Source organism: Siccirubricoccus soli, from assembly GCF_024178315.1.
In the GTDB taxonomy this organism is placed as follows: domain Bacteria; phylum Pseudomonadota; class Alphaproteobacteria; order Acetobacterales; family Acetobacteraceae; genus Siccirubricoccus; species Siccirubricoccus soli.
Map to the genome: position 1 here is coordinate 69,320 of NZ_JAMZIK010000010.1, position 24,931 is coordinate 94,250.

The 24,931-nt window shown below is 70.9% G+C and carries 19 protein-coding genes; 15 read left to right on the forward strand and 4 right to left on the reverse strand.

The window, feature by feature from the left end; all coding sequences use genetic code 11:
• Positions 1-165 precede the first annotated feature (165 nt).
• The 3 genes from speB to NJ376_RS02270 all read left to right on the forward strand — a co-directional run bounded on the left by speB (position 166) and on the right by NJ376_RS02270 (position 4,354).
• Positions 166-1,074, forward strand: a complete 909-nt coding sequence (gene speB / locus NJ376_RS02260) for an agmatinase (RefSeq protein WP_252951601.1) — start codon at positions 166-168, stop codon at positions 1,072-1,074.
• 369 nt (positions 1,075-1,443) lie between these two features.
• Positions 1,444-2,640: a type III PLP-dependent enzyme gene (locus tag NJ376_RS02265; RefSeq protein ID WP_252951604.1), complete on the forward strand. Its 1,197-nt coding sequence runs from the start codon at positions 1,444-1,446 to the stop codon at positions 2,638-2,640.
• 304 nt (positions 2,641-2,944) lie between these two features.
• Entirely contained in the window at positions 2,945-4,354 is a 1,410-nt protein-coding gene (locus NJ376_RS02270) for a homospermidine synthase (RefSeq protein ID WP_252951606.1), read from the forward strand.
• A 41-nt stretch (positions 4,355-4,395) separates the two neighbouring features.
• On the opposite strand, the gene NJ376_RS02275 is transcribed toward NJ376_RS02270, so the two are convergent.
• Positions 4,396-5,529, reverse strand: a complete 1,134-nt coding sequence (locus NJ376_RS02275; protein ID WP_252951608.1) for a zinc-dependent alcohol dehydrogenase family protein — start codon at positions 5,527-5,529, stop codon at positions 4,396-4,398.
• Between the two features lie 16 nt (positions 5,530-5,545).
• Positions 5,546-6,508 carry a Bug family tripartite tricarboxylate transporter substrate binding protein gene (locus NJ376_RS02280; protein ID WP_252951609.1) on the reverse strand — a complete coding sequence of 321 codons (963 nt, stop codon included), beginning with the start codon at positions 6,506-6,508 and terminating at the stop codon, positions 5,546-5,548.
• Between the two features lie 123 nt (positions 6,509-6,631).
• Between NJ376_RS02280 and NJ376_RS02285 the strand changes: the two genes are divergently transcribed.
• Genes NJ376_RS02285 through ggt form a run of 3 tightly spaced genes read left to right on the forward strand, consistent with a single transcriptional unit; the run spans position 6,632 to position 9,102 of the window.
• Positions 6,632-6,853, forward strand: coding sequence for a DUF2795 domain-containing protein (locus NJ376_RS02285; RefSeq protein ID WP_252951611.1), 222 nt, complete (start codon positions 6,632-6,634; stop codon positions 6,851-6,853).
• A gap of 10 nt (positions 6,854-6,863) precedes the next feature.
• Positions 6,864-7,433: a type 1 glutamine amidotransferase domain-containing protein gene (locus tag NJ376_RS02290; protein WP_252951613.1), complete on the forward strand. Its 570-nt coding sequence runs from the start codon at positions 6,864-6,866 to the stop codon at positions 7,431-7,433.
• A 58-nt stretch (positions 7,434-7,491) separates the two neighbouring features.
• Positions 7,492-9,102 (forward strand): gamma-glutamyltransferase, encoded by a 1,611-nt coding sequence (ggt, locus tag NJ376_RS02295; RefSeq protein ID WP_252951616.1) that lies wholly within the window; start codon positions 7,492-7,494, stop codon positions 9,100-9,102.
• A gap of 257 nt (positions 9,103-9,359) precedes the next feature.
• Here the strand turns inward: ggt and NJ376_RS02300 are convergent, their stop codons facing one another.
• Positions 9,360-10,004 carry an MBL fold metallo-hydrolase gene (locus NJ376_RS02300; RefSeq protein WP_305879957.1) on the reverse strand — a complete coding sequence of 215 codons (645 nt, stop codon included), beginning with the start codon at positions 10,002-10,004 and terminating at the stop codon, positions 9,360-9,362.
• Positions 10,005-10,130: 126 nt separating this feature from the next.
• Here NJ376_RS02300 and NJ376_RS02305 point away from each other — a divergent pair, with 126 nt between their 5' ends.
• From NJ376_RS02305 to urtE, 6 genes are all read left to right on the forward strand, one after another.
• Positions 10,131-11,054, forward strand: a complete 924-nt coding sequence (locus NJ376_RS02305; protein WP_252951618.1) for a DMT family transporter — start codon at positions 10,131-10,133, stop codon at positions 11,052-11,054.
• 259 nt (positions 11,055-11,313) lie between these two features.
• Entirely contained in the window at positions 11,314-12,564 is a 1,251-nt protein-coding gene (gene urtA, locus NJ376_RS02310; protein WP_252951619.1) for an urea ABC transporter substrate-binding protein, read from the forward strand.
• Positions 12,565-12,683: 119 nt separating this feature from the next.
• Positions 12,684-14,243, forward strand: a complete 1,560-nt coding sequence (urtB, locus tag NJ376_RS02315; RefSeq protein ID WP_252951620.1) for an urea ABC transporter permease subunit UrtB — start codon at positions 12,684-12,686, stop codon at positions 14,241-14,243.
• Between the two features lie 41 nt (positions 14,244-14,284).
• Positions 14,285-15,334 (forward strand): urea ABC transporter permease subunit UrtC, encoded by a 1,050-nt coding sequence (urtC, locus tag NJ376_RS02320; protein WP_252951643.1) that lies wholly within the window; start codon positions 14,285-14,287, stop codon positions 15,332-15,334.
• On the forward strand, positions 15,331-16,095 hold the full coding sequence (gene urtD, locus NJ376_RS02325; RefSeq protein WP_252951621.1) for an urea ABC transporter ATP-binding protein UrtD: 765 nt from the start codon (positions 15,331-15,333) through the stop codon (positions 16,093-16,095). The genes urtC and urtD overlap by 4 nt, the downstream gene beginning before the upstream one ends.
• A 3-nt stretch (positions 16,096-16,098) precedes the next feature.
• The gene (urtE, locus tag NJ376_RS02330) at positions 16,099-16,794 is read left to right on the forward strand and encodes an urea ABC transporter ATP-binding subunit UrtE (protein WP_252951622.1); all 696 of its coding nucleotides are present in this window, start codon (positions 16,099-16,101) and stop codon (positions 16,792-16,794) included.
• A gap of 19 nt (positions 16,795-16,813) precedes the next feature.
• Here urtE and NJ376_RS02335 read toward each other — a convergent pair whose 3' ends face one another.
• A complete protein-coding gene (locus tag NJ376_RS02335) occupies positions 16,814-17,506 on the reverse strand; it encodes a cyclase family protein (RefSeq protein WP_252951623.1) in 693 nt (230 codons plus the stop codon).
• Between the two features lie 468 nt (positions 17,507-17,974).
• Between NJ376_RS02335 and NJ376_RS02340 the strand changes: the two genes are divergently transcribed.
• From NJ376_RS02340 to NJ376_RS02350, 3 genes are all read left to right on the forward strand, one after another.
• Positions 17,975-21,307 carry a transglutaminase family protein gene (locus tag NJ376_RS02340; protein WP_252951624.1) on the forward strand — a complete coding sequence of 1,111 codons (3,333 nt, stop codon included), beginning with the start codon at positions 17,975-17,977 and terminating at the stop codon, positions 21,305-21,307.
• A 190-nt stretch (positions 21,308-21,497) separates the two neighbouring features.
• On the forward strand, positions 21,498-24,014 hold the full coding sequence (locus tag NJ376_RS02345) for a circularly permuted type 2 ATP-grasp protein (RefSeq protein WP_252951625.1): 2,517 nt from the start codon (positions 21,498-21,500) through the stop codon (positions 24,012-24,014).
• Entirely contained in the window at positions 24,011-24,907 is an 897-nt protein-coding gene (locus tag NJ376_RS02350) for a transglutaminase family protein (protein ID WP_252951626.1), read from the forward strand. The genes NJ376_RS02345 and NJ376_RS02350 overlap by 4 nt, the downstream gene beginning before the upstream one ends.
• Positions 24,908-24,931 lie beyond the last annotated feature (24 nt).

Below are 24,931 nucleotides of genomic sequence, written 5' to 3' on the forward strand. Positions count from 1 at the left end.
TCCGAAGTTCTGCGGACTTCGTTCCCAGGCCACCAGCGCTTATCCTCAATGGCCTGCGCTTCCGCTGCGTTCGTTGGAGAGCCAGCGAACGGAGCGGGCAGGACACTGGGTTCATCGCGGCGGTGCTGGTCGTGATGGCGCTTTTCATGACAGAGGACTGACAGCATGGCCGGCATCCCCACCTTCGCCACGGCGCCGGGCTTCCTCGGCCTGGCGCAACGGGACGGCACCGCGCGCTACGCCGTCGCCGGCGTGCCGCTCGACCTCGGCACCACCAACCGCGCCGGCACCCGGGACGGGCCGGGCGCCATCCGCCGCGCCAGCCGCATGCTGGTGGATGGCGTCCACCCGCATCACTGGACCGATCCGCAGCGCATGGATGTGGCGGATGTGGGGGAATTCGCCATCGCCCTCGGCGACCTTGCCGGCAGCCTGACGCTGATCGAGGAACAGGCGGCGCGGCACCAGCACCTGGTCGCGCTGGGGGGCGAGCACAGCATCACCCTGCCGCTGCTGCGCGCCGCCGCGAAGCGGCTCGGCCGGCCGCTCGGCCTGGTGCAATTCGATGCGCATCTGGACACCTGGGAGACCAATTTCGGCCAGCCCCTCGCCCATGGCTCCGTCTTCTGGCACGCGCTGAACGAGAAGCTGGTGGACCCCCGGCGGATGATCCAGATCGGCATCCGTTCCCCGGTCGATCGCGAGACCTGGGACTGGACCAGGTCCCAGGGCGTGACGATCGTGACGGGGCAGGAGGCGCAGGAGCTGGGGCCGGCGGCGCTGGCGGAGCGCATCCGGACGGTGCTGGGCACCGAGCCCGCCTATCTCAGCTTCGATATCGACTGCCTGGACCCGGCCTTCGCCCCCGGCACCGGCACGCCGGAGATCGGCGGGCTGGCGAGCTGGCAGGCCCAGGCCATCCTCCGCCGGCTCGGCGCGTGCCAGTTCATCGGCATGGATGTGGTGGAGGTGGCCCCCGCTTACGACCATGCGGAGATCACCGCCCTGGCCGCCGCCACCCTGGTCTGGGAATACCTGGCGCTGCAGGGCGCCCAGGAGGGGGCTGGCCGGTAAGTTTCCGGCCATGTCCCGGGGCGTCCGGTTGCCATGCCGGAAAATCGCCCGACCCCCTGAAAAAAAGCATGGCAATTCGCCGAAGGAGCCACTATTTCTCCGGCCGTCGCCTCTCCGGGGGCGGCTGACGCCATCGCACGTGCCGCGAGCGGGCCTTTCGCCCTGCACAGCAACGACGGGACGCGTCCTTTTCGTCCATGCCGGCGCTTGCGCCGGGGTCGTGAGGGATTGCCCATGCTGTTGAGACGCATCGCGGCGGTGACACCCCACCGCATCGCCTGAAGCCCGGGGCCGCCAGGCCCCTGTCTCCATTCGACTTCTTGTCGCAGCGTGCCGCAGGCGCGCCCGCGATGCCGTGAGGATTGCCCGATGAGCCTGCTGCGCGCCCGTACCGCCGTCTCCCCCCTCCGCCGCCGCTTCGAGGCTGCGGAGCCGGTGCTGCCCCGTGTCGATGATCTGGTCGCGGTGGAGCGGCCGGAGGAGCCGATGCATTGCCTGCGTCCGGCGGTGATCGCCGCCGCCAGCGCGGGGTTCGTGCAGGGCTTCCCGGGCAAGACGCTCTATGCGGTGAAGTGCAACCCGGAGCCGGGCGTGCTGCGCGCGGTCTGGGAAGGCGGCGTCCGCCATTTCGACTGCGCCTCGGCGGCGGAGGTGGCGCTGGTGCGCACCCTCTTCCCGGAGGCGGAGATCCACTTCATGCACCCGGTGAAGTCCCGCGGCGCCATCCGCGAGGCGTGGAGCCGGCACGGCGTGCGCGACTTCGTCCTCGACACGGCGGATGAACTCGCAAAGATCGTCGCCGAGACCGGCGGCGGCGAGGGCGAGCTCGGCCTCGTGGTGCGGCTGGCGCTGCCGAAGGGCCGGGCGGTCTATGACCTCTCCGGCAAATTCGGCGCGGCGCCGGAGGAGGCGGTGGCGCTGCTGCGCGCCGCCCGGCCGCAGGCGAAGCGGCTCGGCCTCTCCTTCCATGTCGGCTCCCAGTGCCTGGACCCGCTGGCCTGGCGGGAGGCGCTGGCACTGGCCGGGCAGGTGATCCGCGCCGCCGGCGTGGCGGTGGAGATCGTCGATGTCGGGGGCGGCTTCCCGGTGGCCTATGAGGATGCAACGCCGCTGCCGCTCGGCGCCTTCTTCGCCGAGATCGAGGCGGGGTTCGAGGCGCTGGCGCTGCCGGGCGCGGAGCTGTGGGCGGAGCCGGGCCGGGCGCTGGTCGCCGCCGGTGGCAGCGTCGTCGTGCAGGTGCAGCAGCGCCGCGGCGACGCGCTCTATGTGAATGACGGCATCTACGGCGCGCTGTCCGACGCCGGGCTGCCGGGCTTCGCCTTCCCGGTGCGGCTGATCCGGCCGGAGGGCGAGGTGGCGGAGGGGCGGCGCGGCTTCATGCTGTTCGGCCCCACCTGCGACAGCGCCGACCGCATGAACGGGCCCTTCTGGCTGCCCGAGGATGTGCGGGAAGGCGACTGGATCGAGATCGGCCAGCTTGGCGCCTATGGCGCCTGCCTGCGGACCGGGTTCAACGGCTTCGATCGGGCAAGGCTCGTCGAGGTGCGGGACGCGCCGCTGCTGTAGCGTTTCGAGAGGGGGAGGCGCCGTAAGGCGCGCCTTACGGCGCGCCCCCTCTCGAGCTCACCCTGCCAAGGGCCGAAGGGCCCTTGGAACCCTTGAGTCTTCGACCCGTCGGTCGAAGCGCAGACTCGTGGTTTCCAAAGGCCCTTCGGCCTTTGGTGGGTGGGAGTCTGAGGTAGGGCCGCACCGTAAGGCGCGCCTCGCGGCACGACGCCCTCCCTCAATCAGCCTGTGAAGTCAGGCGTTGCCACCCCGCCAGCCACCCGGCCGGCGGGCATCTCTGACGCGTGCCCTGGAGGACCTTGTTATGATCCACGCTTCCTTCTCCGGCCGCCTGGTGATGCTTGGCTTCGGCAGCATCGGCCAGGGCGTGCTGCCGCTGATCCTGCGCCATATCGACATGCCGCGCGACCGCATCACCATCGTCACCGCGGAGCCCCGCGGGCGCGAGATCGCGGCCGAGTACGGCATCCGCTTCGTCCAACAGCCGGTGACGCGCGAGAACTACAAGGATGTGCTGGTGCCGGAGCTGCGGCGCGGCGATTTCCTGCTCAACCTCTCGGTGGACGTCTCCTCCGTCGCCCTGATCGCGCTGTGCCAGGAGATCGGCGCCCTCTACCTCGACACCTGCATCGAGCCCTGGGCCGGCGGCTACACCGACCCGTCCCTCACGCCCTCGCAGCGCTCCAACTACGCGCTGCGCGAGAGCGCGCGGGCGCTGCGCGACGGCGTCAAGGGCCGCCCGACCGCGGTGCTGACGCATGGCGCCAACCCCGGCCTCGTCTCCCACCTGGTGAAGGAGGCGCTGCTGAACCTCGCCCGCGACCTGGAGCTGGATGTGGTGGTCCCGACCGACCGGGAAGGCTGGGCCGCGCTGGCCGAGCGGCTGGGCGTGAAGGTCATCCATATCGCGGAGCGTGACACCCAGGTGGCGGACCGCCCCAAGGCGCGGGGCGAGTTCGTCAACACCTGGTCGATCGACGGCTTCGTGGGCGAGGGCTGCCAGCCGGCCGAGCTGGGCTGGGGCACGCATGAGAAGGCGCTGCCGCCGGACGGCAACCGCCACGAATTCGGCTGCGATGCGGCGATCTGGCTGGCCCGCCCCGGCGCCTCCACCCGCGTCCGCAGCTGGACGCCGCTGGAAGGCCCGTTCCACGGCTTCCTGATCACCCATAACGAGGCGATCTCGCTGGCGGACTACTACACGGTGCGGGATGCGGCGGGCGCGGTGCGCTACCGGCCGACGGCGCATTACGCCTACCACCCCTGCGACGATGCCGTGCTGTCCGTGCACGAGATCGCCGGCAAGAATTGGGAGATGCAGCCGCAGAAGCGCCTGATGATGGAGGAGATCACCTCCGGCATCGATGAGCTTGGCGTGCTGCTGATGGGGCATGAGAAGGGCGCCTATTGGTACGGCTCGCGGCTTTCCATCGAGCAGGCGCGGGCGCTGGCGCCGCACAACAACGCCACCTCCCTGCAGGTGACGGCGGCGGTGCTCGCGGGTCTGGTCTGGGCCATCGAGAATCCGCGCGCCGGCATCGTGGAGGCGGATGAGATCGACCATGCGCGCTGCATGGAGATCATGCGGCCCTATCTGGGCGAGGTGGTCGGCGAGTATTCCGACTGGACCCCGCTGCAGGACCGGGAGCAGCTCTTCCCGGAGGAGCTGGACCGCCAGGATCCCTGGCAGTTCAAGAATTTCCGGGTGGTGTGACGAAAGGGGGGCGGGCTTGCGGCCCGCCCCCTTTTCATGGCCTACATGTTCGGCCGCAGCACCTGGCGCAGCACATTGCCCTCCGCCAGCCGGTCGAAGCCGGCATTGATCTCGGAGAGCGGCAGGAAGCCGCTTTTCAGCGAGCCCACCGGCAGCTTGCCGCGCTGATACATGCCAAGGAAGCGCGGAATGTCCCGCTCCGCGATGCAGCTTCCCATGTAGCTGCCGAGGATGCTCTTCTCGTCCGAGACGAGCCCGGCATGCATGTAGGAGAAATTCGCCCCCTGCGCCGGCAGCCCCGCGCTCACCACGCGCCCGCCCCGGGCGGTCACGGCATAGGCCAGCTCCATCGCCTTGATGTTGCCCGCCGTCTCGATGACGGTGTCCACCCCGCCATCGGTCGCCGCCTTCACCTGCTCCACCACATCCTTGTCGGTGGCGAGGAAGGTGTCCGTCGCGCCCCATTGCCGGGCGAGGCCCAGCTTCTGCTCGCTGGTGTCGATGGCGATGATCCGTTCCGCCCCGCCCGCCACCGCGGCAAACAGCGCATTCATGCCGACGCCGCCGAGGCCCACCACGGCGATGGTGTCGCCCGCCCGCATCCCCGCCGTGTTCAGCACCGCCCCGGCCCCGGTCATCACCGCGCAGCCGAAGATCGCCGCATCCTCCAGCGGGATCGACGGGTCGATCTTCACCGCGGAGCGGCGCCCGACCACCGCGTATTGCGCGAAGAGCGACAACCCGCTGCCATGGTTGATCTTCTCCCCGTTCAGCCGGCTGATCCGCTTCGCGCCCGAGAGCAGCGTGCCCGCCGCCCGCGCCGCCCCGCCGGCCAGGCAGATATTCGGCCGCCCGCGCACGCAATTCCGGCAGGAGCCGCAGGAGGCGACGAAGACGGTGATGACATGGTCGCCCGGCTTCAGGTCGGTGATGCCCTGCCCCACCTCCCGTACGATGCCGGCGCCCTCATGGCCGATCACCACCGGCAGCGGCCGCGGCCGGATCCCCTCGATGGCCGAGAGGTCGGAATGGCAGAGGCCGGCGGCGGCGACCTCGATCAGGATCTCGCCCGGGCCGGGGCCTTCCAGTTCCACCTCCTCGATGACCAGGGCGTTGGAGGTGGCGTAGGGCCGGGGCTTGCCCTGCTCGAACATGATGGCGGCCTGCATGCGCATATCGGTCTGGTCCTGACTACTCGATGTGAATATTGGCGGCACGCGCCACTTCGGTGTTGATGGCGATCTCGCGCGGGATGCGGGCGCGGAATTCCGCCGGCCCCTCCCCCTCCACGATGCCGCCGCTGCTCTCGATGCGCTGGATGATCTCCGGGCGCTTCAGCAGCGCCTGCACATCGCTGGCCATGCGGTTCACCAGCGCCTCCGGCAGCCCGGCCGGGCCGACGAAGCTGTACCAGGGGGAGGTATCGCGGATCTCCACCCCCTGCTCCGCCATGGTCGGCACGTTGGGGAAGGAAGGGGTGCGGCGCGGCGCGGCGATGGCAATGGGCTTCAGCTTGCCGTCCCGCGCCAGGCCAATGGCCCCCGACAGGGTGGAGAAGGTGATCGGCACCCGGCCCGTCATCACATCCTGCAGGGCGGGGGCGGCGCCGCGATAGGGCACATGCGTCAGCTCGATGCCCGCCGCCCGCATGAACATCTCCGTCGCGAAATGGCCGGAGGTGGCGACGCCCGAGGTGGCGGCAGCCATGCCCGGGTGCTTCTTCGCCGCCGCGATCACCTCCTGCACGTTGCGGTAGGGCGATTTCTCCCCGACGAAGAGCACGGTGGGGGAGGAGTAGATGATGACGATCGGGGTGAAGTCGCGCAGCGTGTCATAGGGCAGGCGGGCGAAGACCGCCGGGTTGCTGGTCAGGTTGCTGGTGCAGAGCAGCAGCGTGTAGCCATCGGGCGGGGATTTCGCCACCGCCTCGGAAGCGATCACCTGGCTGGCGCCGGGCCGGTTCTCGATGACCAGCGGCTGCCCCCAGACCTGCTGCAGCGCATCCTGCAGCACGCGGGCGGCGAAATCCGTGGGTCCGCCGGCGGGGAACCCCACCAGCAGCCGGATCGGCTTGTCCGGCCAGGCCGGCTGGGCCCGCACCGGCCCGGCCAGCGCGAATCCCGCCCCGGCCAACATGCCCCGTCGCGTCAACATCGGTTTCCTCCTTGCTTCGATGCAGGTTCGGCAATGTGCGGCGGGGCGTCAAGCAAGCGGCAGCGGCGCAACCCCGGCCCATGCTGGCGTGTTCTCCGGCCACCACGGCAGGGAGAGCAGACCATGACCCGAGGCCTCGGCGGGCATTCCCCCGCCAATGTCACGCATAGCCTGAAGGGCATCCATTTCCCCGCGAGCAAGAAGGATCTGGTGCAGCAGGCGAAGAAGAACGGCGCCGAGCAGGCCGTCATGGAGGTGATCAACGCCATGCCGGACCAGGAATTCGCCAGCATCGCCGAAGTGACCAAGGCGGTGGGCGAGGTGGAGCGCGGCGCCGAGCGATAGGGAGAACCGCATGGCCGACGAGCTGCAAGGCTGCAAGGTCGCCGTGCTGGCGACCGATGGCGTGGAGCAGGTGGAGCTGACCGAGCCGGTCAAGGCCCTGAAGCAGGCCGGCGCCCAGGTGGAGGTGGTGTCCCCGAAGCCGGGCAGCATCCAGGGCTGGAACCACCTGGACAAGGCGGACAGCATCCCGGTGGACCGCGCCCTGGACCAGGCGGACCCCGGCCAGTACCAGGCGCTGCTGCTGCCGGGCGGGGTGGTGAACCCGGACCAGCTCCGGCTGCAGCCCAAGGCGATCGACTTCGTCCGGCATTTCGTGGAGCAGAAGAAGCCCATCGCGGCCATCTGCCACGGGCCCTGGACGCTGATCGATGCCGGCGGGGTGCGCGGGCGGCGGGTGACGAGTTGGCCTTCGCTGCGCCAGGACCTCACCAATGCCGGTGCGCAATGGGTGGATGAGCAGGTCGTCACCGACCAGGGCCTCGTCACCTCCCGCAAGCCGGACGACATCCCGGCCTTCAGCCGGAAGATGATCGAGGAGTTCCGCGAAGGCCGGCATACCGGGCGGCAGGCCGCCGAGTAGGGCTTTCCGTCCCGCCGGTGGCATGCTGACCTCCGCCTGTGTCCTAGGGGAGGTCCGCATGCACCCGGCTTTGCGTAGCCACCGGCCGCTGATCATGGGCCGGCGCGGCGCCGTCGCCAGCAACCATCCGGTCGCCACCCAGGCGGGGCTGGATGTGCTGCGGGCAGGTGGCAACGCCATGGATGCCGCCATCGCCACCTCCCTGACCCTGGGGGTGGCGGAGCCGCACATGTCGGGCATCGGCGGGGATGGGTTCTTCCATCTCTGCCTCGCCGACGGCACGGCGCTCTGCGTGAACGCCACCGGCGCGGCGCCGGCGGCGGCAACGCCGGAGCGCTACCGGGCGGCGGGTGGCATTCCCATCTCCGGCCCGCTCAGCGTGCAGACGCCGGGGCTGGTGGCCGGGCTGGCCCTGCTGCATGCGCGGCATGGCAGCCTGCCCTGGGCCAGGCTGGTGGCGCCGGCCATCGAGGCGGCGCGGGAGGGCTTCGCCGCCACCCATGCCTACCGGCATTTCAGCGGCGAGATGCGTACCCGGCTACGGGAGGATGCCGGCAGCGCGGCGCGCTTCCTCCACGGCGGAGAGCCCCCAGCCCTCGGCGCGCTGGTGGTGCAGCCGGAGCTGGTGGAAACGCTGGAGGCGCTGGCGCGGGACGGGGCCGAGGGCTTCTACCGCGGCGCCCTGGCGCGGCGCCTGGCGGCTGGCATCGAAGCCGCCGGCGGGCTGGTGGCGGCGGCGGACCTTGCCGCCTGCACGGCAGAGGTCCAGGCCCCAATCGAGATCCCCTGGCGCGGCTTCACCCTGCGCCAGACGCCGCCCAATTCCACCGGCTTCACCTTCCTGCAGATGCTCCGCATCCTGGAGCGCTTTGAGCTGGATGGGCTGGGCCGGGACAGCGCGGCGCTGATCCACCTGATGGTGGAGGCCAAGAAGCGCGCCTTCCTGGACCGCGAGACCCATGGAAGCGATCCGCGCGGCGCCGCCATCCCGCTGGACCGCCTGCTCTCTGCCGATCACGCCATGGCCCATGCCGCCGCCATCGATTTCGGCCGCGCCGCAAGCCTGCCGGTGCGCGACATGGCGGAAAGCGACACCACCTATTTCTGCGTGGTCGATGCGGCGGGGAATGTCGTCTCCGCCATCCAGTCGTTGAACTCCGCCTTCGGCAGCGGTGTGACGGCGGGCGATACCGGCGTGTTGCTGAACAACCGCATGGCGTATTGGCACCTCAGCCCCGGGCACGCCAATTTGCTGCGGCCGGGCCTGCGGGTGCGGCACACCATGAACGCGCCGATCGTGCTGCGGGACGGCAGGCCCTGGGCGGTCTTCGGCACGCCGGGCGCCGACAACCAGGTACAGATCAACATGCAGGTGCTGGTCGCCATGGCGGTGTTCGGCCTGGACCCGCAGCAGGCGGTGGACGCCCCGCGCTGGACCAGCAGCCAGCCCGGCCAGGCGGCCAACTACCCGCATGGCGGCGATGCCGTGCTGACGCTGGAACAGGGGCTCGCGGACGCCGCCCCCGCGCTGACGGCGATGGGCCATCAGGTGAAGCTGGTGCCGCCGCTGGAAGGCCCGTGCAGCGTCGCTGCCATCCGCATCCTGGAGAATGGCGTGCGCATGGCCGGCAGCGATCCGCGCCGGGATGGCTGGGCCGCCGCCTACTGACCGAACCCCGGGCCGGGCGGCGCTTTCCCTCGATGCAAAGGGAGATCGCCGCATGTCCACCACCCTGCTGATCCTGCTGCTGGCCGTCCTGGCCCTGCTGGTGCTGGCGCTGCTGCAACGGGCGGAGTTCCGCAGCGTCTTCCGCCGGCGGCGGCCGCCCGGCGCATGATACCCTCGCCCGCGCGCACGGCACCTTCCCAGGCCCTTGCCTTGCCGCGCGGGCCACGTCCGGCGGCTCCGCCTCAGCAGATTGCGCCCTACGCCCCCCTGAGGAAGGGGTTCCGCTGCCGCTCATGCCCGAAGCTCGAGCCCGGGCCATGGCCGCAGAGGAATTGCACGTCATCCCCCAGCGGCAGCAGCTTGCCATGGATGGCGGCCAGCAGCGCGGCGTGATCCCCATAGGGGAAATCCGTGCGGCCGATGGAGCCGCGGAACAACACATCCCCCACCAGCGCCACCCGCAGCGCGGTGGAGACGAAGACCACATGCCCCGGCGTATGCCCGGGGCAATGCAGCACGCCGAAGCTCTCCCCGCCGATCTCGACCGTGTCGCCCTCGGCGAGCCATTGGTCCGGCGTCACGTTGCGCGCCGGCAGCCCGTACTTCGCGCCCTGGCTCTCCAGCGCCTCCAGCAGGAACTGGTCGCGCGCGTCGGGCCCGATGATGGGCGGCGTGTCCGGCAGCGCCGCCTTCAGCTCCGCCGCGCCCCCGGCATGGTCCATATGGCCATGGGTCAGCAGGATGCGCTCCACGCTCAGCTTCAGCTCGCCGATCGCAGTCAGGATGCGGTCCACCTCCCCGCCCGGGTCGATGACCACGCCCTTGCCCGTCCCTTCCTCCCAGAGCAGGGCGCAATTCTGCTCAAAGGGCGTGACGGGAATGATGGCGGCCTTCAGCGCCATGGCGCGGTTCACCTTTCGCAACGGGCTCGATGCCGATGATGCCTGAGAGCGGGCGCCGCAGCCAGGGGGGCGCGGGGCTTACGCGGCGGGCTTTACGCCACGGGGGCCGCGCCGCACCCTGCCATCATGCCGGATTCGCCACGCGACCGGGCTGCGGAGGGCGCGCTGCCGCCCGCGGCCCTTGCCCTGATGCTGCTGCTCTGCCTGGTCTGGGGGCTCAACACCGTGGCGATGAAGCTGGCGGGCCAGGGCATTCCGCCCGTGCTGCTGGCCGGGCTGCGCAGCCTGGTCGGCACCTTCACCCTGCTTGGCTGGTGCCGCTGGCGCGGCCTTGGCTTCGGCGCCTGGCGGCGGGACGGCACGCTGCCCCTCGGCCTGCTGTCGGGCGTCATCTTCGCGGCCGAGTTCATCGCCTTCTATATCGGGGTCCAGCTCACCACCGCCTCCCGCGCCATCATCTTCATGTATGGCGCGCCCTTCTTCGTCGCTATCGGCGCGCATCTGCTGCTGCCGGAGGACCGGCTGACCCGCGCCAAGGCGCTGGGGCTGCTGGTCGCCTTCGCCGGGCTGGTGCTGGCCTTCGCCGAAGGCCTGCTGGTGACGACGGGGCCGGAGGCGCTGCTGGGCGATGCGCTCTGCCTGCTCGGCGGCGCGCTCTGGGGCATGACGACGCTGCTGGTGAAGGCCAGCCGACTGAAGCGCGCCCTGCCGCAGACCATGCTGTTCTACCAGCTCGGCCTCTCCGTGCCCCTGCTCCTGCTCGCCTCGCCGCTGCTGGGGGAGCGCTGGACGCTGCACCTCACGCCGCTCGTCCTCGGCGCCTTCCTCTATCAGGCGGTGGCGATCGCCGGCATCAGCTACCTGGTCTGGTTCCGGCTGGTCTCCAGCCACTCCGCCTCCCGCCTTGCCGCCTTCTCGGTGCTCTCGCCCATCTTCGGCGTGCTGGCCGGGGCGGTGCTGCTCGGCGACCCGCTCGGGCCGCTCTTCGGCCTTGCCGTGCTGCTGGTGGCGGCGGGGCTCTGGCTGGTGAACCGGCCAGCCAAGCGCTGAAGCGCCATAAGCCATTGCGATAACGCCGTATCACTCCGCGCTGCCGTGCAATGCCTGCCCCGCGGCGGCGCAGCCTCCGTCCAGAATGGCAGCGCAATGCACAAGGCTTGAGCAGAAGCGCGGAAAACCGCGGCTGCAGGCCGTTCTCGCCCTGGCACGCATCTCGCAATGCCGTGCCGCAGGAAGCCGCGCCGCATCCCCCGCCCGCCGGGGCGGTGCGGCGGCTTCGCCGCCAAGGCCAGAACAGGAAGGAAGCCGCATGTCCCCGACCACCCTCACCCGCCGCGCCGCGCTGGCCGGCCTCGGCAGCGCGCTGGCTGTCCCCTTGGCCCTGCCGGCCATCCGCCCCGCCTGGGCGCAGGGCGCCCCGATCAAGGTGGGCGTGCTGCACTCCCTCTCCGGCACCATGGCCATCTCGGAGACCGCGCTGCGCGACACCGTGCTGATGATGGTGGAATGGGCCAACGCCCAGGGCGGCGTGCTGGGCCGGAAGCTGGAAGCGGTGGTGGTCGATCCCGCCTCCAACTGGCCGCTCTTCGCCGAGAAGGCGCGCGAGCTGCTGCAGGTCCACAAGGTGGACGTGACCTTCGGCTGCTGGACCTCGGTCTCCCGCAAATCCGTGCTGCCGGTGTTCGAGGAGCTGAAGGGCCTGCTCTTCTACCCGGTGCAGTACGAAGGCGAGGAGGAGAGCCCGAACATCTTCTACACCGGCGCCGCGCCGAACCAGCAGGCGATCCCGGCGGTGGAATACCTGATGAGCGACGATGGCGGCGAGGCGAAGCGCATCGTCCTGCTCGGCACGGACTATGTCTATCCGCGCACCACCAACCGCATCCTGCGCGGCTTCCTCAACTCCAAGGGCATCGCCAATGCCGACATCATGGAGGAATACACCCCCTTCGGGCACTCCGACTGGCAGGGCATCGTCGCCCGGGTGAAGCGCTTCGCCGGCGAGGGCAAGAAGACCGCCATCGTCAGCACCATCAACGGCGACGCCAACGTCCCCTTCTACCGGGAGCTGGGCAACCAGGGCATCAAGGCGGAGGACATCCCCTGCGTCGCGTTCAGCGTGGGCGAGGAGGAGCTGGCGGGCATCGACACCAAGCCGCTGGTCGGCCACCTGGCCGCCTGGAACTACTTCATGTCGGTGCCCGGCGCACCGAATGAGGAGTTCAAGAAGCTCTGGCAGACCTACATCAAGAATCCGAAGCGCGTCACCAACGACCCGATGGAGGCCACCTATACCGGCTTCCGCATGTGGATGCAGGCGGTGCAGAAGGCCGGCACCACCGCGGTGGCGCAGGTGACGCCGGCGCTGATCGGCCAGAAGCTGACGGCCCCCTGCGGCTATGAGGAGGAGATGCTGCCGAACCACCACCTCTCCAAGCCGGTGCTGATTGGCGAGGTGCAGGCGGATGGCCAGTTCAACATCGTCTGGAAGACGCCGAACGCGGTGAAGGCGGAGAACTGGTCGCAGTTCATCCCGGAAAACGCGAACCGCCGCCGCTAGGGCGCCGATCGCGCGAACAGGCCATGGCCTGGCGCGTGCGGCGAAGGCTCCACGCCCCAGGGCAGGCGGAAGACGGCGCCGGGCTGCGGCCCGGCGCCCACACGGTGCCAAGAGAGATCATGAAACGTCACCTCCTCGGGCTTTGCCTCGCCCTGCTGCTGGCCTTGCCGGCCGCGGCGCAGGACCGCTTCGCCTCCGCCCTCGCCGGCCTCGGCGAGGGATTCGGCCAGACCGCGGAGGTGGCGGAGCGCCTCGGCGCGCTCGGCGACCCGCGCGCCATCCCGCTGCTGCGGGCGCTGCAGGACGGCACGCTGCGCCGCACCCCCGCCGGCGCCGTGCTGCTGCCCAACGGCACGGATGCCGCCACCGGCCAGCCCGCCGATGCGACGGGGGCCGAGCCGGTGCGCATCAACAACCGCGTCCGCCAGGTGTTGCGCGGCGCGCTTGGCCGGCTGCAGCTCATCTCGCCGGACCCGGCGGAGCGGCTGGCGGCCGCCGAGGCGGTGTTCCGCAGCCCGGCGCCGGAGAATGTGCCGCTGCTGCAATCCGCCTTGACGCAGGAGCGGGAGGCGCGGATCCGCGCCCAGCTCGAGCTTGCCCTCGCCGCCTCCCAGCTCCGCGCCGACGACGCGGCGGCGAAGCGCGATGCCGTCGCCCGGCTCGGCACCGCCGCCACCACCGAGGCACGCGCCCTGCTGATCGAGGCCCGCGCCGCCAACCCGGAGATCGCCACCGCCATCGATGTCTCCATCGCCGCCATCGAGCAGCGCCTGGCGCTGCGCCGCGTGGTGGAGACGCTGTTCCAGGGACTCTCCCTCGGCTCCGTGCTGCTGCTGGCGGCGCTGGGCCTCGCTGTCACCTTCGGCGTCATGGGCGTCATCAACATGGCGCATGGCGAGTTCGTCATGCTCGGCGCCTATGCCACCTTCGTGGTGCAGGAGCTCTGCCGCGGCATCCCCTGGCTGGCGCCCTGGTCCCTGCCCCTGGCGGTGCCGGCCGCCTTCCTCGTCACCGCCCTGGCCGGAGCAGTGCTGGAGCGCGGGCTGATCCGCCACCTCTACGGCCGGCCGCTGGAGACGCTGCTGATGACCTTCGGCGTTGGCATGATCCTCCAGCAGGCGGTGCGTCTCGCCTTCGGCGCGCAGAACCGGGAAGTCGTCAGCCCTTCCTGGATGCAGGGCACGCTGATGTTCCCGGGCGGCATCGCGATGACGCAGAACCGGCTCTGGATCATCGTCTTCGGCATCTTCGTGCTGCTGCTGGTGGTCGCCGCCATCCGCTTCACCCGCTTCGGGCTGGAGATGCGGGCAGTGGTGCAGAACCGCCGCATCGCCGCCACCATGGGCATCCGCACCGGGCGGGTGGACGCCATGACCTTTGCCTTCGGTTCCGGCCTGGCTGGCCTCGCCGGCGTCGCGCTCAGCCAGATCGACAATGTCTCGCCCAATCTCGGCACCGGCTACATCATCGACAGCTTCATGGTGGTGGTGTTCGGCGGCGTCGGCTCGCTGGCCGGCACGCTGGTGGGCGCGCTGACCCTCGGCGTCGTCAACAAGGTGCTGGAACCCTATGCCGGCGCGGTGCTCGCCAAGGTCTGCGTCCTCGTCGCCATCATGCTGTTCATCCAGCGCCGGCCGAAAGGCCTCTTCGCGCTCAAGGGAAGGGCTGCGGAATCGTGAGCGCCACCCTCGCCTCCCCCGCGCCATCCGGCTTCGGCCGCATGACGCTGCGCCTGGTCCTCATCGGGGCCGTGCTGATCCTCGCCCTGCTGCCGGTGCTGAACCAGATGCCGACGGACAGCGCGCTGCATGTCTCGGATTTCGTCGTCACGGTCTGCGGCAAGTGGATCACCTACGCGGTGCTTGCCTTGGCCATCGACCTGGCCTGGGGCTATGCCGGCATCCTCTCCCTCGGCCATGGCGCCTTCTTCGCCCTCGGCGGCTATGCGATGGGCATGCATCTGATGCGCCTCATCGGGCCGCGCGGGGTCTATGGCCATCCGGTGCTGCCGGATTTCATGGTCTTTCTCGGCTATCAGGAACTGCCCTGGTACTGGCTGGGCTTCGACCATTTCCCCTTCGCCATCCTCATGGCCATGGCGGTGCCGGGGCTGCTGGCGCTGGTCGTCGGCTACCTCGCCTTTCGCAGCCGCATCACCGGCGTCTATCTCTCCATCATCACCCAGGCGATGACCTACGCCCTGATGCTGGCCTTCTTCCGCAACGACATGGGCTTCGGCGGCAATAACGGCTTCACCGACTTCAAGGAGCTGCTGGGCATGCCGCTGAACACGCCGAATGCCCGTTCGGTGCTGTTCTACGCCTCGCTCGCGCTGCTGCTCGGCGCGCTCTGGCTCTGCAGCGCCGTCACCCGTTCCAAGCTCGGCCGCGTGCTGGTGGCGATCCGCGATGCCGAGAGCCGGGTGCGCTTCCTCGGCTATGACGTGACGCAGCACAAGCTCTTCGTCTTCGTCCTCTCCGCCGTGCTGGCCGGCCTCGCCGGCGCGCTCTACGTGCCGCAGGTGGGCATCATCAACCCCGGCGAGTTCAGCCCGGCCAATTCCATCGAGGCCGTGATCTGGGTGGCGGTTGGCGGCCGCGGCACGCTGCTGGGCGCGCTGCTCGGCGCCTTCTCGGTCAATGCGCTGAAGACCTGGCTGACGACGGTGGCGCCCGATCTCTGGCTCTTCGCGCTCGGCGGCCTCTTCGTCGCCGTCACGCTCTTCCTGCCCCGCGGCCTGATCGGCCTGTTCACGAAGGCGCCGAAATGAACGCCGCCCAGCTCACCGCCCCGGCGCCCGACCCGCTGCTCTATCTGGACGGCGTCTCCGTCGTCTTCGACGGGTTCAAGGCGCTGAACGCCCTCTCCCTCATCATCGACCCGGGCGAGCTGCGCGCCATCATCGGCCCGAACGGCGCGGGCAAGACGACGATGATGGATGTCATCACCGGCAAGACCCGCCCGACCGAGGGCGTGGTCCGCTTCCGCGACCACGATCTGACGAAGCTGGACGAGGCGAGCATCGCCAATCTCGGCATCGGCCGGAAATTCCAGAAGCCGACGATGTTCGACAAGCTGACGGTGTTCGAGAATCTCGAGCTCGCGCTGAAGGCGCCGCGCGGACCGCTCGCCTGCCTGCGCTGGGTGCTGGGCGGCGGCGACCGCGCCCGGATCGAGCAGACGCTGGAGGAGGTGGGGCTGGCATCCCGGGCGCATGACCTGGCGGGCGTGCTCAGCCATGGCCAGCGGCAATGGCTGGAGATCGGCATGCTGCTGATGCAGGACCCGGAGCTGCTGCTGGTGGACGAGCCGGTGGCCGGCATGACCGACCAGGAGACCGAGCACACCGCCGCCCTGCTGGTGCGCATCGCCGGGCGGCGCAGCGTGGTGGTGGTGGAGCATGACCTGGAATTCGTCCGCGCCCTGGGCAGCAAGGTGACGGTGCTCTGCGAGGGCTCGATGCTCTCCGAGGGCAGCATCGACCATGTGCAGAACGACCCGCGGGTCATCGAAGTCTATCTGGGGCGCTGACCCATGCTGCGTGTCGAAGGCATCGATCTTTCCTACGGCGCCTCGCGCTGCCTGCGCGGCGTTTCGCTGGAGGCGGACCCCGGGCGCGTCACCTGCGTGCTGGGGCGGAACGGCGTCGGCAAATCCTCGCTCATGCGGGCGATCGTCGGGCTGGAGCGGGTCCAAAGCGGCCGGATCATCTGGGAGGGCCGCGACGTCGCCGGCTTGGCGCCGGCGGAGCGCGCCCGCGCCGGCATCGGCTATGTGCCGCAGGGGCGGGAGATCTTCCCCTTCCTGACGGTGCAGGAGAATCTGGAGACGGCGCTCGCCGCCGCCCCACGCGGCAGCAAGGTGCCGGAGGAGGAGATCTTCGCCCTCTTCCCGATCCTCAAGCAGTTCCTGAAGCGCCGGGGCGGCGACCTTTCCGGTGGGCAGCAGCAACAGCTTGCCATTGCGCGGGCGCTGACCGCGCGGCCGCGGCTGCTGATCCTCGACGAGCCGACCGAGGGCATCCAGCCCAATGTCATCAAGGACATCGCCCGCGTCATCCGGCTGCTGGCGCGGGAGAAGAATTTCGCCGTGGTGCTGGTGGAGCAGTACTACGAATTCGCCCGCGACCTCGCCGACCGTATCGCCGTGATGGTGCGCGGCGAGGTGGCGCTGGGCGGGCCGGTGGAGAGCCTGGAGGATGAGGAGGTACGGCGGCTGCTGACGGTGTGAGGCCGGGCCATCGGCCCGCCTAATCCTCCAGCAGCGCCACCGCCCGGATGGGGCTGCCCGTGCCGCCCGCGATCTTCAGCGGAAAGCCGATGAAGCGGAACCGCCCCTTGCCCACCAGCTGGTCCAGATTCACCAGCCCCTCGATATGAGTGAAGCCCATGTCGCGGCAAACATGGTGCACCTCGAAATTGCTCCGGCCTGGCCGGCCGGGGGAGACCGCCTCCACCCCGAAGGCGGTGATGCCGTGCCGACCCAGCCAGGTCGCGCTTTCCTTCGTCAGGCCGGGGAAGTCGGTGAGATAGCCCTCCGTCCCCCAGGTGCGGCGGTAATGGTCCATGTGCAGCAGCACCGTGTCGCGTGGCTTGATCTTCACGCCAGCGGCCTCGACCGCCGCCTCCAGATCGCCGACCGAGATATCGCTCTTCAGCGGCTTATGGGAAAGGTCGAGGCACACCGCCTCGGTGAAGAAATTCTCCAGCGGCATCTCATCGATGCCCTTCGCCCCCGGCCGCTCATCGAAATGCCGCGGCGCATCGACATGGGTACCGGAATGGTCACCCATGTTCAGCAGCATGACGGCGGAGGAAAACACATAGCCCTCCACCTCCCGCTTCTCCGCATGGGTGGTGAATTCGGAGAGGCTGATCATCGGGTGGTTCGGCAACCGCGGCATCTTGTGGGTGATGGTGCGGGACAGGTCGATCAGGCGCATGGGAACCCCCTGAGGACGAGCAGGCCAGCGGAGTATGAACCACGGGCAAGGTCCGGCAAGCTGGCACCCGCATTGCATCCCCTTGCGCCATCAAGGGAGGGACCCCGACCCTGCGCCGCCGCCCTGACCTGCCCCTCGGCCCCGTCCCATGGCCCGGCGCCCTGGCCGACCCTATCCCCTTCCAGCCGGGCGCGCCCGCTTTGCCCGCCCGCTGGGCAGGCCGGCTCCCCGGCCGGGCAGTCCGGTGTCCTCCCTCCCGCCGCGCGCATGGCTCGGCCCCGATAAGATCGGTGCTGTCCCCGCCGCTTTCCTGCTCCATGCGCCGCCGCCCCACGCCCCGCCCCGGCAGGACCGGCACCATCCCACCAAGCCGAACCAGGCTGCCCCGGCCATGATGCGCCCGGCGCAGCTCCACCCCCGGCCCCTGCCCGCCGGCGCAGGGCTGCGAGCCCCGGAAGACCCCGCCCGATGCCGCTCCACATCGCCCTGACCCACCGCACCTCCTACCGCTACGACCGCGCCGTCTCGCTCGGCCCGCAGACCATCCGGCTGCGCCCGGCGCCGCATGCCCGCACGCCCATCATCAGCTACGCGCTGAAGATCGAGCCCCGGCCGCATTTCCTGAACTGGATGCAGGACCCGCAGGGCAACCACCTGGCCCGCGTGGTCTTCCCCGAGCGGGTGACGCATTTCGACGTCACGGTGGACCTCGTCGCCGACATGGCGACCATCAACCCCTTCGACTTCTTCCTGGAGCCGGAGGCCGAGACCTGGCCCTTCGCCTATGACCCGGTGCTGGAGCAGGAGCTCGCCCCCTTCCGCAAGCTGGAGACGCCGGGGCCGCTGCTCGCCGCGCTGATCGCCGAGGCCCAAGGGAACCATGAAAAGGGCCGGCAGCCCACGGTGGACATGCTCGTCGGCCTCAACCGCGCCGTCCAGGAACGCATCGCCTATGTGGTGCGGATGGAGCCCGGCGTCTGGACGCCGGAGGAGACGCTGGCCAACGGCAAGGGAAGCTGCCGCGACAGCGCTTGGCTGCTGGTCCAGCTTCTCCGCCATCTCGGCTATGCCGCGCGCTTCGTCTCCGGCTATCTCATCCAGCTCGTCGCCGATGTGAAGCCGCTGGCGGGCCCTGAGGGCCCGGCCACCGATTTCACCGATCTCCACGCCTGGGCCGAGGTCTATCTCCCCGGCGCCGGCTGGATCGGCCTGGATGCCACCTCCGGCCTGATGGCGGGCGAGGGCCATATCCCGCTCGCCGCGACGCCGGATCCGGTCTCCGCCGCCCCCATCACCGGCCTCATCGAGAAGGCGGAGACGAGCTTCGAATTCCACATGGAAATCAGCCGCGTGCGGGAGACGCCGCGCGTGACCAGGCCCTACACCGAGGCGCAGTGGCAGGACATCCTCGCCCGCGGCCAAGCGGTGGACCGCGCGCTTGCCGCCGGCGATGTCCGCCTGACCATGGGCGGGGAGCCGACCTTCATCGCCACGGACGATATGGACGCGGCGGAGTGGAACACCGCCGCCCTCGGCCCCACCAAACGAAAATATGCCGGCCGCCTGCTGCGCCGGCTGGCGAAGCTCTGGTCCCCCGGCGCCGCGCTGCAATACGCCATGGGCAAGCACTATCCGGGCGAGCAGCTTCCCCGCTGGGCGCTCTATTCCCATTGGCGGAAGGATGGCGAGGCGATCTGGCGCGACCCCGACCTGCTGGCCTCGGATGACGATACGGATGACGCGACGGCCGAGGACGCCGCCCGCTTCGCCGCCCTGCTGGCCGAGCGGCTGCAGGTGGATCCCTCCCTGGTCCAGCCGGCGCATGAGGACATCCACTACTATCTGTGGCGGGAGAAGCGCCTGCCCGCCAATGTCCTGACGGAAGACGCGAAGCTGCGCGACCCGCTGGAGCGCGCCCGCCTCGCCCGGGTCTTCGGCCAGGGCCTGGCCAGCCCGGTCGGCAGCGTGCTGCCGCTGCGGCGGGTGATGCAGGACGGCTCGCGGCGCTGGCAATCCGGCCCCTGGTTTTTCCGCGACGGCCGGCTCTTCCTCCTCCCCGGCGACAGCCCCATCGGCTTCCGCCTGCCGCTGGACAGCCTGCCCTGGCTGTCGGAGGAGGATGCCGCCCGGCAATTCGAGCCGGAGCCCGACCCCTTCGCGCCGCGGGACGCGCTGCCCTCGCGGCAGGCCTTCGAACGCTCGCGCCTGCCGGAGGGCCACGGCCCCGCCCTGGGCGCCGAGGATTTCCGCCCCATGCCGCAGGACCTGCCCGTGGTCGGGCGGAGCGACCCGGGCGTGGTCCGCACCGCCCTTGCCGTGGAAGCGCGGGGCGGCCTCCTCCATGTCTTCTTCCCGCCGCTCACCCAGGCGGAGGACTGGTTGGACCTCGCCGCCGCCATCGAGGGCACGGCGCAGGAAACCGGCCGGCAGGTGGTGCTGGAAGGCTACCTGCCGCCGCGCGACGAGCGGCTGCTGAGCTTCTCCGTCACCCCCGATCCGGGCGTGATCGAGGTGAACATCCACCCCAGCGCCGCCTGGGCCGAGCATGTCGAGCGCACCGAGCAGCTCTATGAGGAAGCGCGGCAGACCGGGCTCTCGGCCGAGAAATTCATGCTCGATGGCCGCCATGTCGGCACCGGCGGCGGCAACCATGTGGTGATGGGCGGCGCCACCCCGGCGGACAGCCCCTTCCTCCGTCGCCCGGACCTGCTGAAATCGCTGCTCGGCTTCTGGCACAACCATCCGAGCCTCTCCTACCTGTTCAGCGGCCTCTTCATCGGCCCGACCAGCCAGCATCCGCGGGTGGACGAGGCGCGGCAGGACAGCCTTGCCGAGCTGGAGGTCGCGTTCGGCCGCATCACGCCGAAACAGGAAACCCCGCCCTGGCTGACCGACCGGCTCTTCCGCAACATCCTCTGCGACATGACCGGCAACACCCACCGGACCGAGTTCTGCATCGACAAGATGTACGCGCCGGAGAGCAGCTCCGGCCGGCTCGGTTTGGTGGAATACCGCGCGCTGGAAATGCCGCCGCATGCCCGCATGTCGGCGGCGCAGATGCTGCTGATGCGCAGCGCCATCGCCGCCTTCTGGCAGACACCTTATGATCGCCGCCTGATCCGCTGGGGCACGAGGCTGCATGACGAGTTCATGCTGCCGCATTACGTGCAGCAGGATTTCGCCGATGCGCTGCGGGAGCTGGCCGATCTCGGCTTCCCGCTCGAGGAGTCCTGGTTCGCGCCACACCAGGAATTCCGCTTCCCCCGGATCGGGGAGGTGACGCTGCGCGGCATCGGGCTGGAGTTGCGCCATGCGCTGGAACCCTGGCATGTGCTGGGCGAGGAGCCCGCGGCCGGCGGCACGGCGCGCTATGTGGACAGCAGCACGGAGCGGCTGCAGGCCCGGGTCTCCGGCTGGGTGGAGGAACGCTACGTGCTGGCCTGCAATGGCTATGAGGTGCCGCTGACCGCGACGGAGACCCAAGGGGAGTACGTCGCCGGCATCCGCTTCAAGGCCTGGGACCCGCCCTCCGCCCTGCACCCCACCATCCGGGCGCAATCGCCCGTCATCCTGGACGTGTACGATCGCTGGACTGGCCGCAGCCTCGGCGGGTTGACCCACCATGTCTCGCATCCAGGCGGGCGGAATTACGAGACGCTGCCGGTGAACGCGAACGAGGCCGAGGCGCGGCGGCGAACGCGGTTCCAGCCCTTCGGCCACACGCCGGGGCCGATGGCGCCGCCCAAGCCGCTGCCGGCGCGGGAGCAGCCGCGGACGCTCGACCTGCGGCGGGCGCCTTGAGAGGGGCTTTGCCCCTCTCTGCACATCGGACGCAGTGCGTCCGATCCCACCCAAGGCCGAAGGGCCTCTGGAAGCCGGGAGTTCGCGCACGGCGGTTCAACCTGCCGACTCAAGGGTTCCAAGGGCCTTTCGGCCCTTGGCGGGGGAGAGCCCGAGAGGGGGCAGCGCTCCCTCTCGGCAGCCCCCACCCATGACCCCCCTCGACGAAATGGTGGACGGCCAGGGCGGCTTCCGCCCGCATTGGCGCCCCCTGCTCGCCGCCCTTGGCCAGCTTGGCCGCGAGGTGCTGGCCGAGCGTGCCCAGCAACTCGACCGCGCCTTCGCCGAGGAGGGCATGACCAGCCTCCTTCCCGGCCCGGTCGCCGCCCTCGCCGCCTGGCGCTGCGACCCGGTTCCGCTGATCCTCGACCCCGCCGAATTCGATGCCCTGGCCGAGGGCCTGGCCCAGCGCGCCAGCCTGCTCGAGCTCGTGCTGCGCGACATCTACGGCCCGCAGCAATTGCTGGCCGATGGCGCCCTGCCCCCGGCGCTGGTCTTCGCCAACCCCGCCTTCCTCCGCGCCTGCCGCCAGCCCGGCGGCCATGCCGGCCCGCTGCTGCAAAGCTACGCCGCGGATCTGCTGCGCGGCCCGGATGGGCGCTGGCGCGTGGTGGCGGACCGCACCGCCGCGCCCCCCGGCATCGCCCATGCGCTGGAGAACCGCCGCGCCATGGCGCGCCACATCCCGGAATTCGCCCGGGCGATGGAGCTGCGCCGCCTGCTGCCCTTCTTCGACATCTGGCAGGACGCCCTGCAACGCCTGGCCCCGGTGGCGAATCCCGGCGTCGCCCTGCTCACCCCCGGCCATGCCAGCCCGCTCTGGTTCGAGCATGTGGTGCTGGCCCGCGAGCTCTCCTGCGCCCTGGTCGAGGGCGGCGATCTGACGGTGCGCGAGGGCGCGCTCTATCTGAAGACCCTGCGCGGCCTGCAGCGGGTGGATGTGCTGCTGCGCCGCCAGGATGGCCGCACCATCGACCCGCTGGAGGCGGAGCAGAACACGCTGCAAGGCGTCGCCGGCCTGCTGGACGCGGTGCGCAGCGGCACCCTCCGCATCGCCAACGACCCCGGCACCGGCTTCGCCGAGGCGCCGGCCCTGGCCGCCTTCCTCCCCGCCCTCGCCTGCCGCCTGCTGGGGGAGGAGCTGCGCCTCCCCGACGCCCATACCCTGTGGCTCGGCGACCCGCCGGCACGAGACCGGGTGGGCCAGGAGCTCGATCGCTGGCTGGTGCGCCATGCGGTGGATGGCACGGTGCGCTCCATCCGCGCCGCCGCCCTCGCCCCCGCCGATCGCCAAGCCCTGGCCCGGCGCATCCTGGCGACGCCGGAGGAGTATGCCGTGGCGGAAGCCCTCTCCGGCTCCGCCACCCCCTGCCTCTCGCCGGAGGGGCTGGTGCCGCGGCCGGTGGTGCTGCGCCTCTTCCTCGTCTTCGACGGCCAGCGCTGGCACGCCCTGCCGGGCGGCCTCGCCCGCACCCTGGCGGAGCCCGACCCCGCCTCCGGCCTCCGCCCCCGGGCGGTACTGGCCAAGGATGTCTGGGTGCCGGCGGCGGACAGCCAGGAGATCCACGGTCCGCGCTCCCTCTCCCTCGCCGCCCTGCCGATCCGCCGCGGCAGCGGCGACCTGCCGAGCCGCGTCGCCGACAATTTCTTCTGGCTCGGCCGCTATCTGGAAAGGCTGGAAAGCGCCGCCCGCCTGCTGCGCGCCGGCGCCGCCCGCCTCGCCCGCCCCGCCCCGACGCCGCGGGAGGCGGTGGAGCTGCGCAGCCTCTGCGCCTGCCTCGCGCGCGCCGAGCTGCTGGATGCCGAGACCGCCCAGGCCGCCATCGCCGGCATCGGCACCGCCCCGCTCAGCCGCGCCCTGCTGCGGGCGATGCGGGAGGCGGGGCCGGTGGCCGGGCTGCTCGGCCAGGTCGCCCGCCTCACGGAGGTACTGCGGGACCGGCTGACCGGGGAGATGCACCTCGCCCTGCATCGCGGGCTGCGGCAGCTCTGGGACGCGCTGCGCAACGCCGACCCGGCCCGGGAGCCGGCGCGGGAGCTGGAGCAGCTCGACCAGGCCTGCACCCTGGTGCTGGGCTTCGCCGCGGCGGTTGCGGGCCTCGCCGCGGAGAACATGGTGCGCGGCGGCGGGCGGCTCTTCCTCGATCTCGGCCGGCGGGTGGAGCGGGCGCAGAATGTGGTGGCGGAGCTGGCCCGCGCGCTGGACCAGCCCGGCGTTATCACCCAGCCGGCGCGGCTGGAACCCGGGCTGCGCCTGGCGCTGGAGCTGCGCGATTCCGTCATCACCTATCGCAGCCGCTATCTGACGGTGCTGCAGCCGGCCCCGGTGCTCGACCTCGTGCTGGCCGATGAGGGCAATCCGCGCGGCCTGGCCTTCCAGTTGCGCGCCGCGCGGGACACATTGGCGGATCTGGCGGGGGAGGCCGACTCCTCCCTGGTGACCCTGGCCGAGCAATTGCTGGAGGAGACGCGCGACATGGTGCGGGAGGTGGCAGCCGCGCCCGCCCAGGCGGAGGCCGCGATCCGGCTGCTGCCGCGGCTGAAGGCGATGGAAGGCGCGGTCGCGGCGCTGTCCGACCGCGTCAGCCGCCGCTATTTCGCCCTGCTGCCGGCGCCGCAATCCCTCGGCCATGGCAGCGCGCCCGGAAGGCTGCGCGGCGCGGCGTGAGGTACCGGGTCCGCCACAGCACCGCCTATGCTTACCGCCACACGGTGGATCTGGCGGCGCATCTGCTGCACCTGACGCCGCGGGCGCTGCCCTTCCAGCGCGTGGAGGAGGCGCGCATCACCGCCGCGCCCCATGCCTGCCGCCGGCGAGACGGGGTGGACCATTTCGGCAATCCCTGCACCTGGCTGTTCCTCGACGAGCCCCACGCCGCCTTCGAGGTGACGGCGGAGGCGGTGGTGGAGGTGCGCTTCCCCGAGCCGCCGTCCGCCGCCGCGACGCCGGACTGGGCGCTGGTGGCGGAAGCCGCCCGCCAGGGGCGTGGCCCCGGCGCCTGGGAGGCGGCGGAATTCCTCTTCGAGAGCCCGATGCTGCCCAACCTGCCGGAGGCCGCCGCTTGGGCCGCCCCCTGCTTTCCCGCCGGGCGGCCGGTGCTGGAAGGGCTGCTGGCGCTGAATGCCCGCTTCCGCCAGGAGTTCACCTTCCGCCCCGGCGTCACCAGCCTCGACACCCCGGTGGCCGAGGTGCTGGCGCGGCGGGAGGGCGTCTGCCAGGACTTCACCCATCTGATGATCTGCGCCCTGCGCGGCCTCGGCCTGCCGGCGCGCTACGTCTCCGGCTATCTCCGCACCCGCCCGCCGCCGGGGCAGCCCCGCCGCCTCGGCGCCGACCAGAGCCATGCCTGGGTCGGGTGCTGGCTGGGGCCGGCGCATGGCTGGGTGGACCTCGACCCCACCAACGACCTGGTGGTGCAGGAGGAGCATGTGGTGCTGGGCTGGGGCCGGGATTTCGGCGATGTCAGCCCCTTGCGCGGCGTGGTGCTGGGCGGCGGGGCGCACAGCCTCGCCATCGGCGTGGATCTGGAGCCGGCGGAACTGCCCGCTGCGGCGAAGTAGCCGCAACGGAACTCCCCAGCCGGG

What these genes read in the sequence shown, in the direction of transcription:
- NJ376_RS02265 (WP_252951604.1), top strand. Translation starts at nt 1,444, where the DNA reads ATGAGCCTGCTGCGCGCCCGTACCGCCGTCTCCCCCCTCCGCCGCCGC.
- urtE (WP_252951622.1), top strand. Translation starts at nt 16,099, where the DNA reads ATGCTGCGTGTCGAAGGCATCGATCTTTCCTACGGCGCCTCGCGCTGC.
- NJ376_RS02290 (WP_252951613.1), top strand. Translation starts at nt 6,864, where the DNA reads ATGGCCGACGAGCTGCAAGGCTGCAAGGTCGCCGTGCTGGCGACCGAT.
- NJ376_RS02275 (WP_252951608.1), bottom strand. Translation starts at nt 5,529, where the DNA reads ATGCGCATGCAGGCCGCCATCATGTTCGAGCAGGGCAAGCCCCGGCCC.
- NJ376_RS02345 (WP_252951625.1), top strand. Translation starts at nt 21,498, where the DNA reads ATGACCCCCCTCGACGAAATGGTGGACGGCCAGGGCGGCTTCCGCCCG.
- NJ376_RS02340 (WP_252951624.1), top strand. Translation starts at nt 17,975, where the DNA reads ATGCCGCTCCACATCGCCCTGACCCACCGCACCTCCTACCGCTACGAC.
- NJ376_RS02305 (WP_252951618.1), top strand. Translation starts at nt 10,131, where the DNA reads ATGCCGGATTCGCCACGCGACCGGGCTGCGGAGGGCGCGCTGCCGCCC.
- urtD (WP_252951621.1), top strand. Translation starts at nt 15,331, where the DNA reads ATGAACGCCGCCCAGCTCACCGCCCCGGCGCCCGACCCGCTGCTCTAT.
- speB (WP_252951601.1), top strand. Translation starts at nt 166, where the DNA reads ATGGCCGGCATCCCCACCTTCGCCACGGCGCCGGGCTTCCTCGGCCTG.
- NJ376_RS02285 (WP_252951611.1), top strand. Translation starts at nt 6,632, where the DNA reads ATGACCCGAGGCCTCGGCGGGCATTCCCCCGCCAATGTCACGCATAGC.
- urtB (WP_252951620.1), top strand. Translation starts at nt 12,684, where the DNA reads ATGAAACGTCACCTCCTCGGGCTTTGCCTCGCCCTGCTGCTGGCCTTG.
- NJ376_RS02300 (WP_305879957.1), bottom strand. Translation starts at nt 10,004, where the DNA reads ATGGCGCTGAAGGCCGCCATCATTCCCGTCACGCCCTTTGAGCAGAAT.
- urtA (WP_252951619.1), top strand. Translation starts at nt 11,314, where the DNA reads ATGTCCCCGACCACCCTCACCCGCCGCGCCGCGCTGGCCGGCCTCGGC.
- NJ376_RS02280 (WP_252951609.1), bottom strand. Translation starts at nt 6,508, where the DNA reads ATGTTGACGCGACGGGGCATGTTGGCCGGGGCGGGATTCGCGCTGGCC.
- NJ376_RS02335 (WP_252951623.1), bottom strand. Translation starts at nt 17,506, where the DNA reads ATGCGCCTGATCGACCTGTCCCGCACCATCACCCACAAGATGCCGCGG.
- ggt (WP_252951616.1), top strand. Translation starts at nt 7,492, where the DNA reads ATGCACCCGGCTTTGCGTAGCCACCGGCCGCTGATCATGGGCCGGCGC.
- urtC (WP_252951643.1), top strand. Translation starts at nt 14,285, where the DNA reads ATGACGCTGCGCCTGGTCCTCATCGGGGCCGTGCTGATCCTCGCCCTG.
- NJ376_RS02270 (WP_252951606.1), top strand. Translation starts at nt 2,945, where the DNA reads ATGATCCACGCTTCCTTCTCCGGCCGCCTGGTGATGCTTGGCTTCGGC.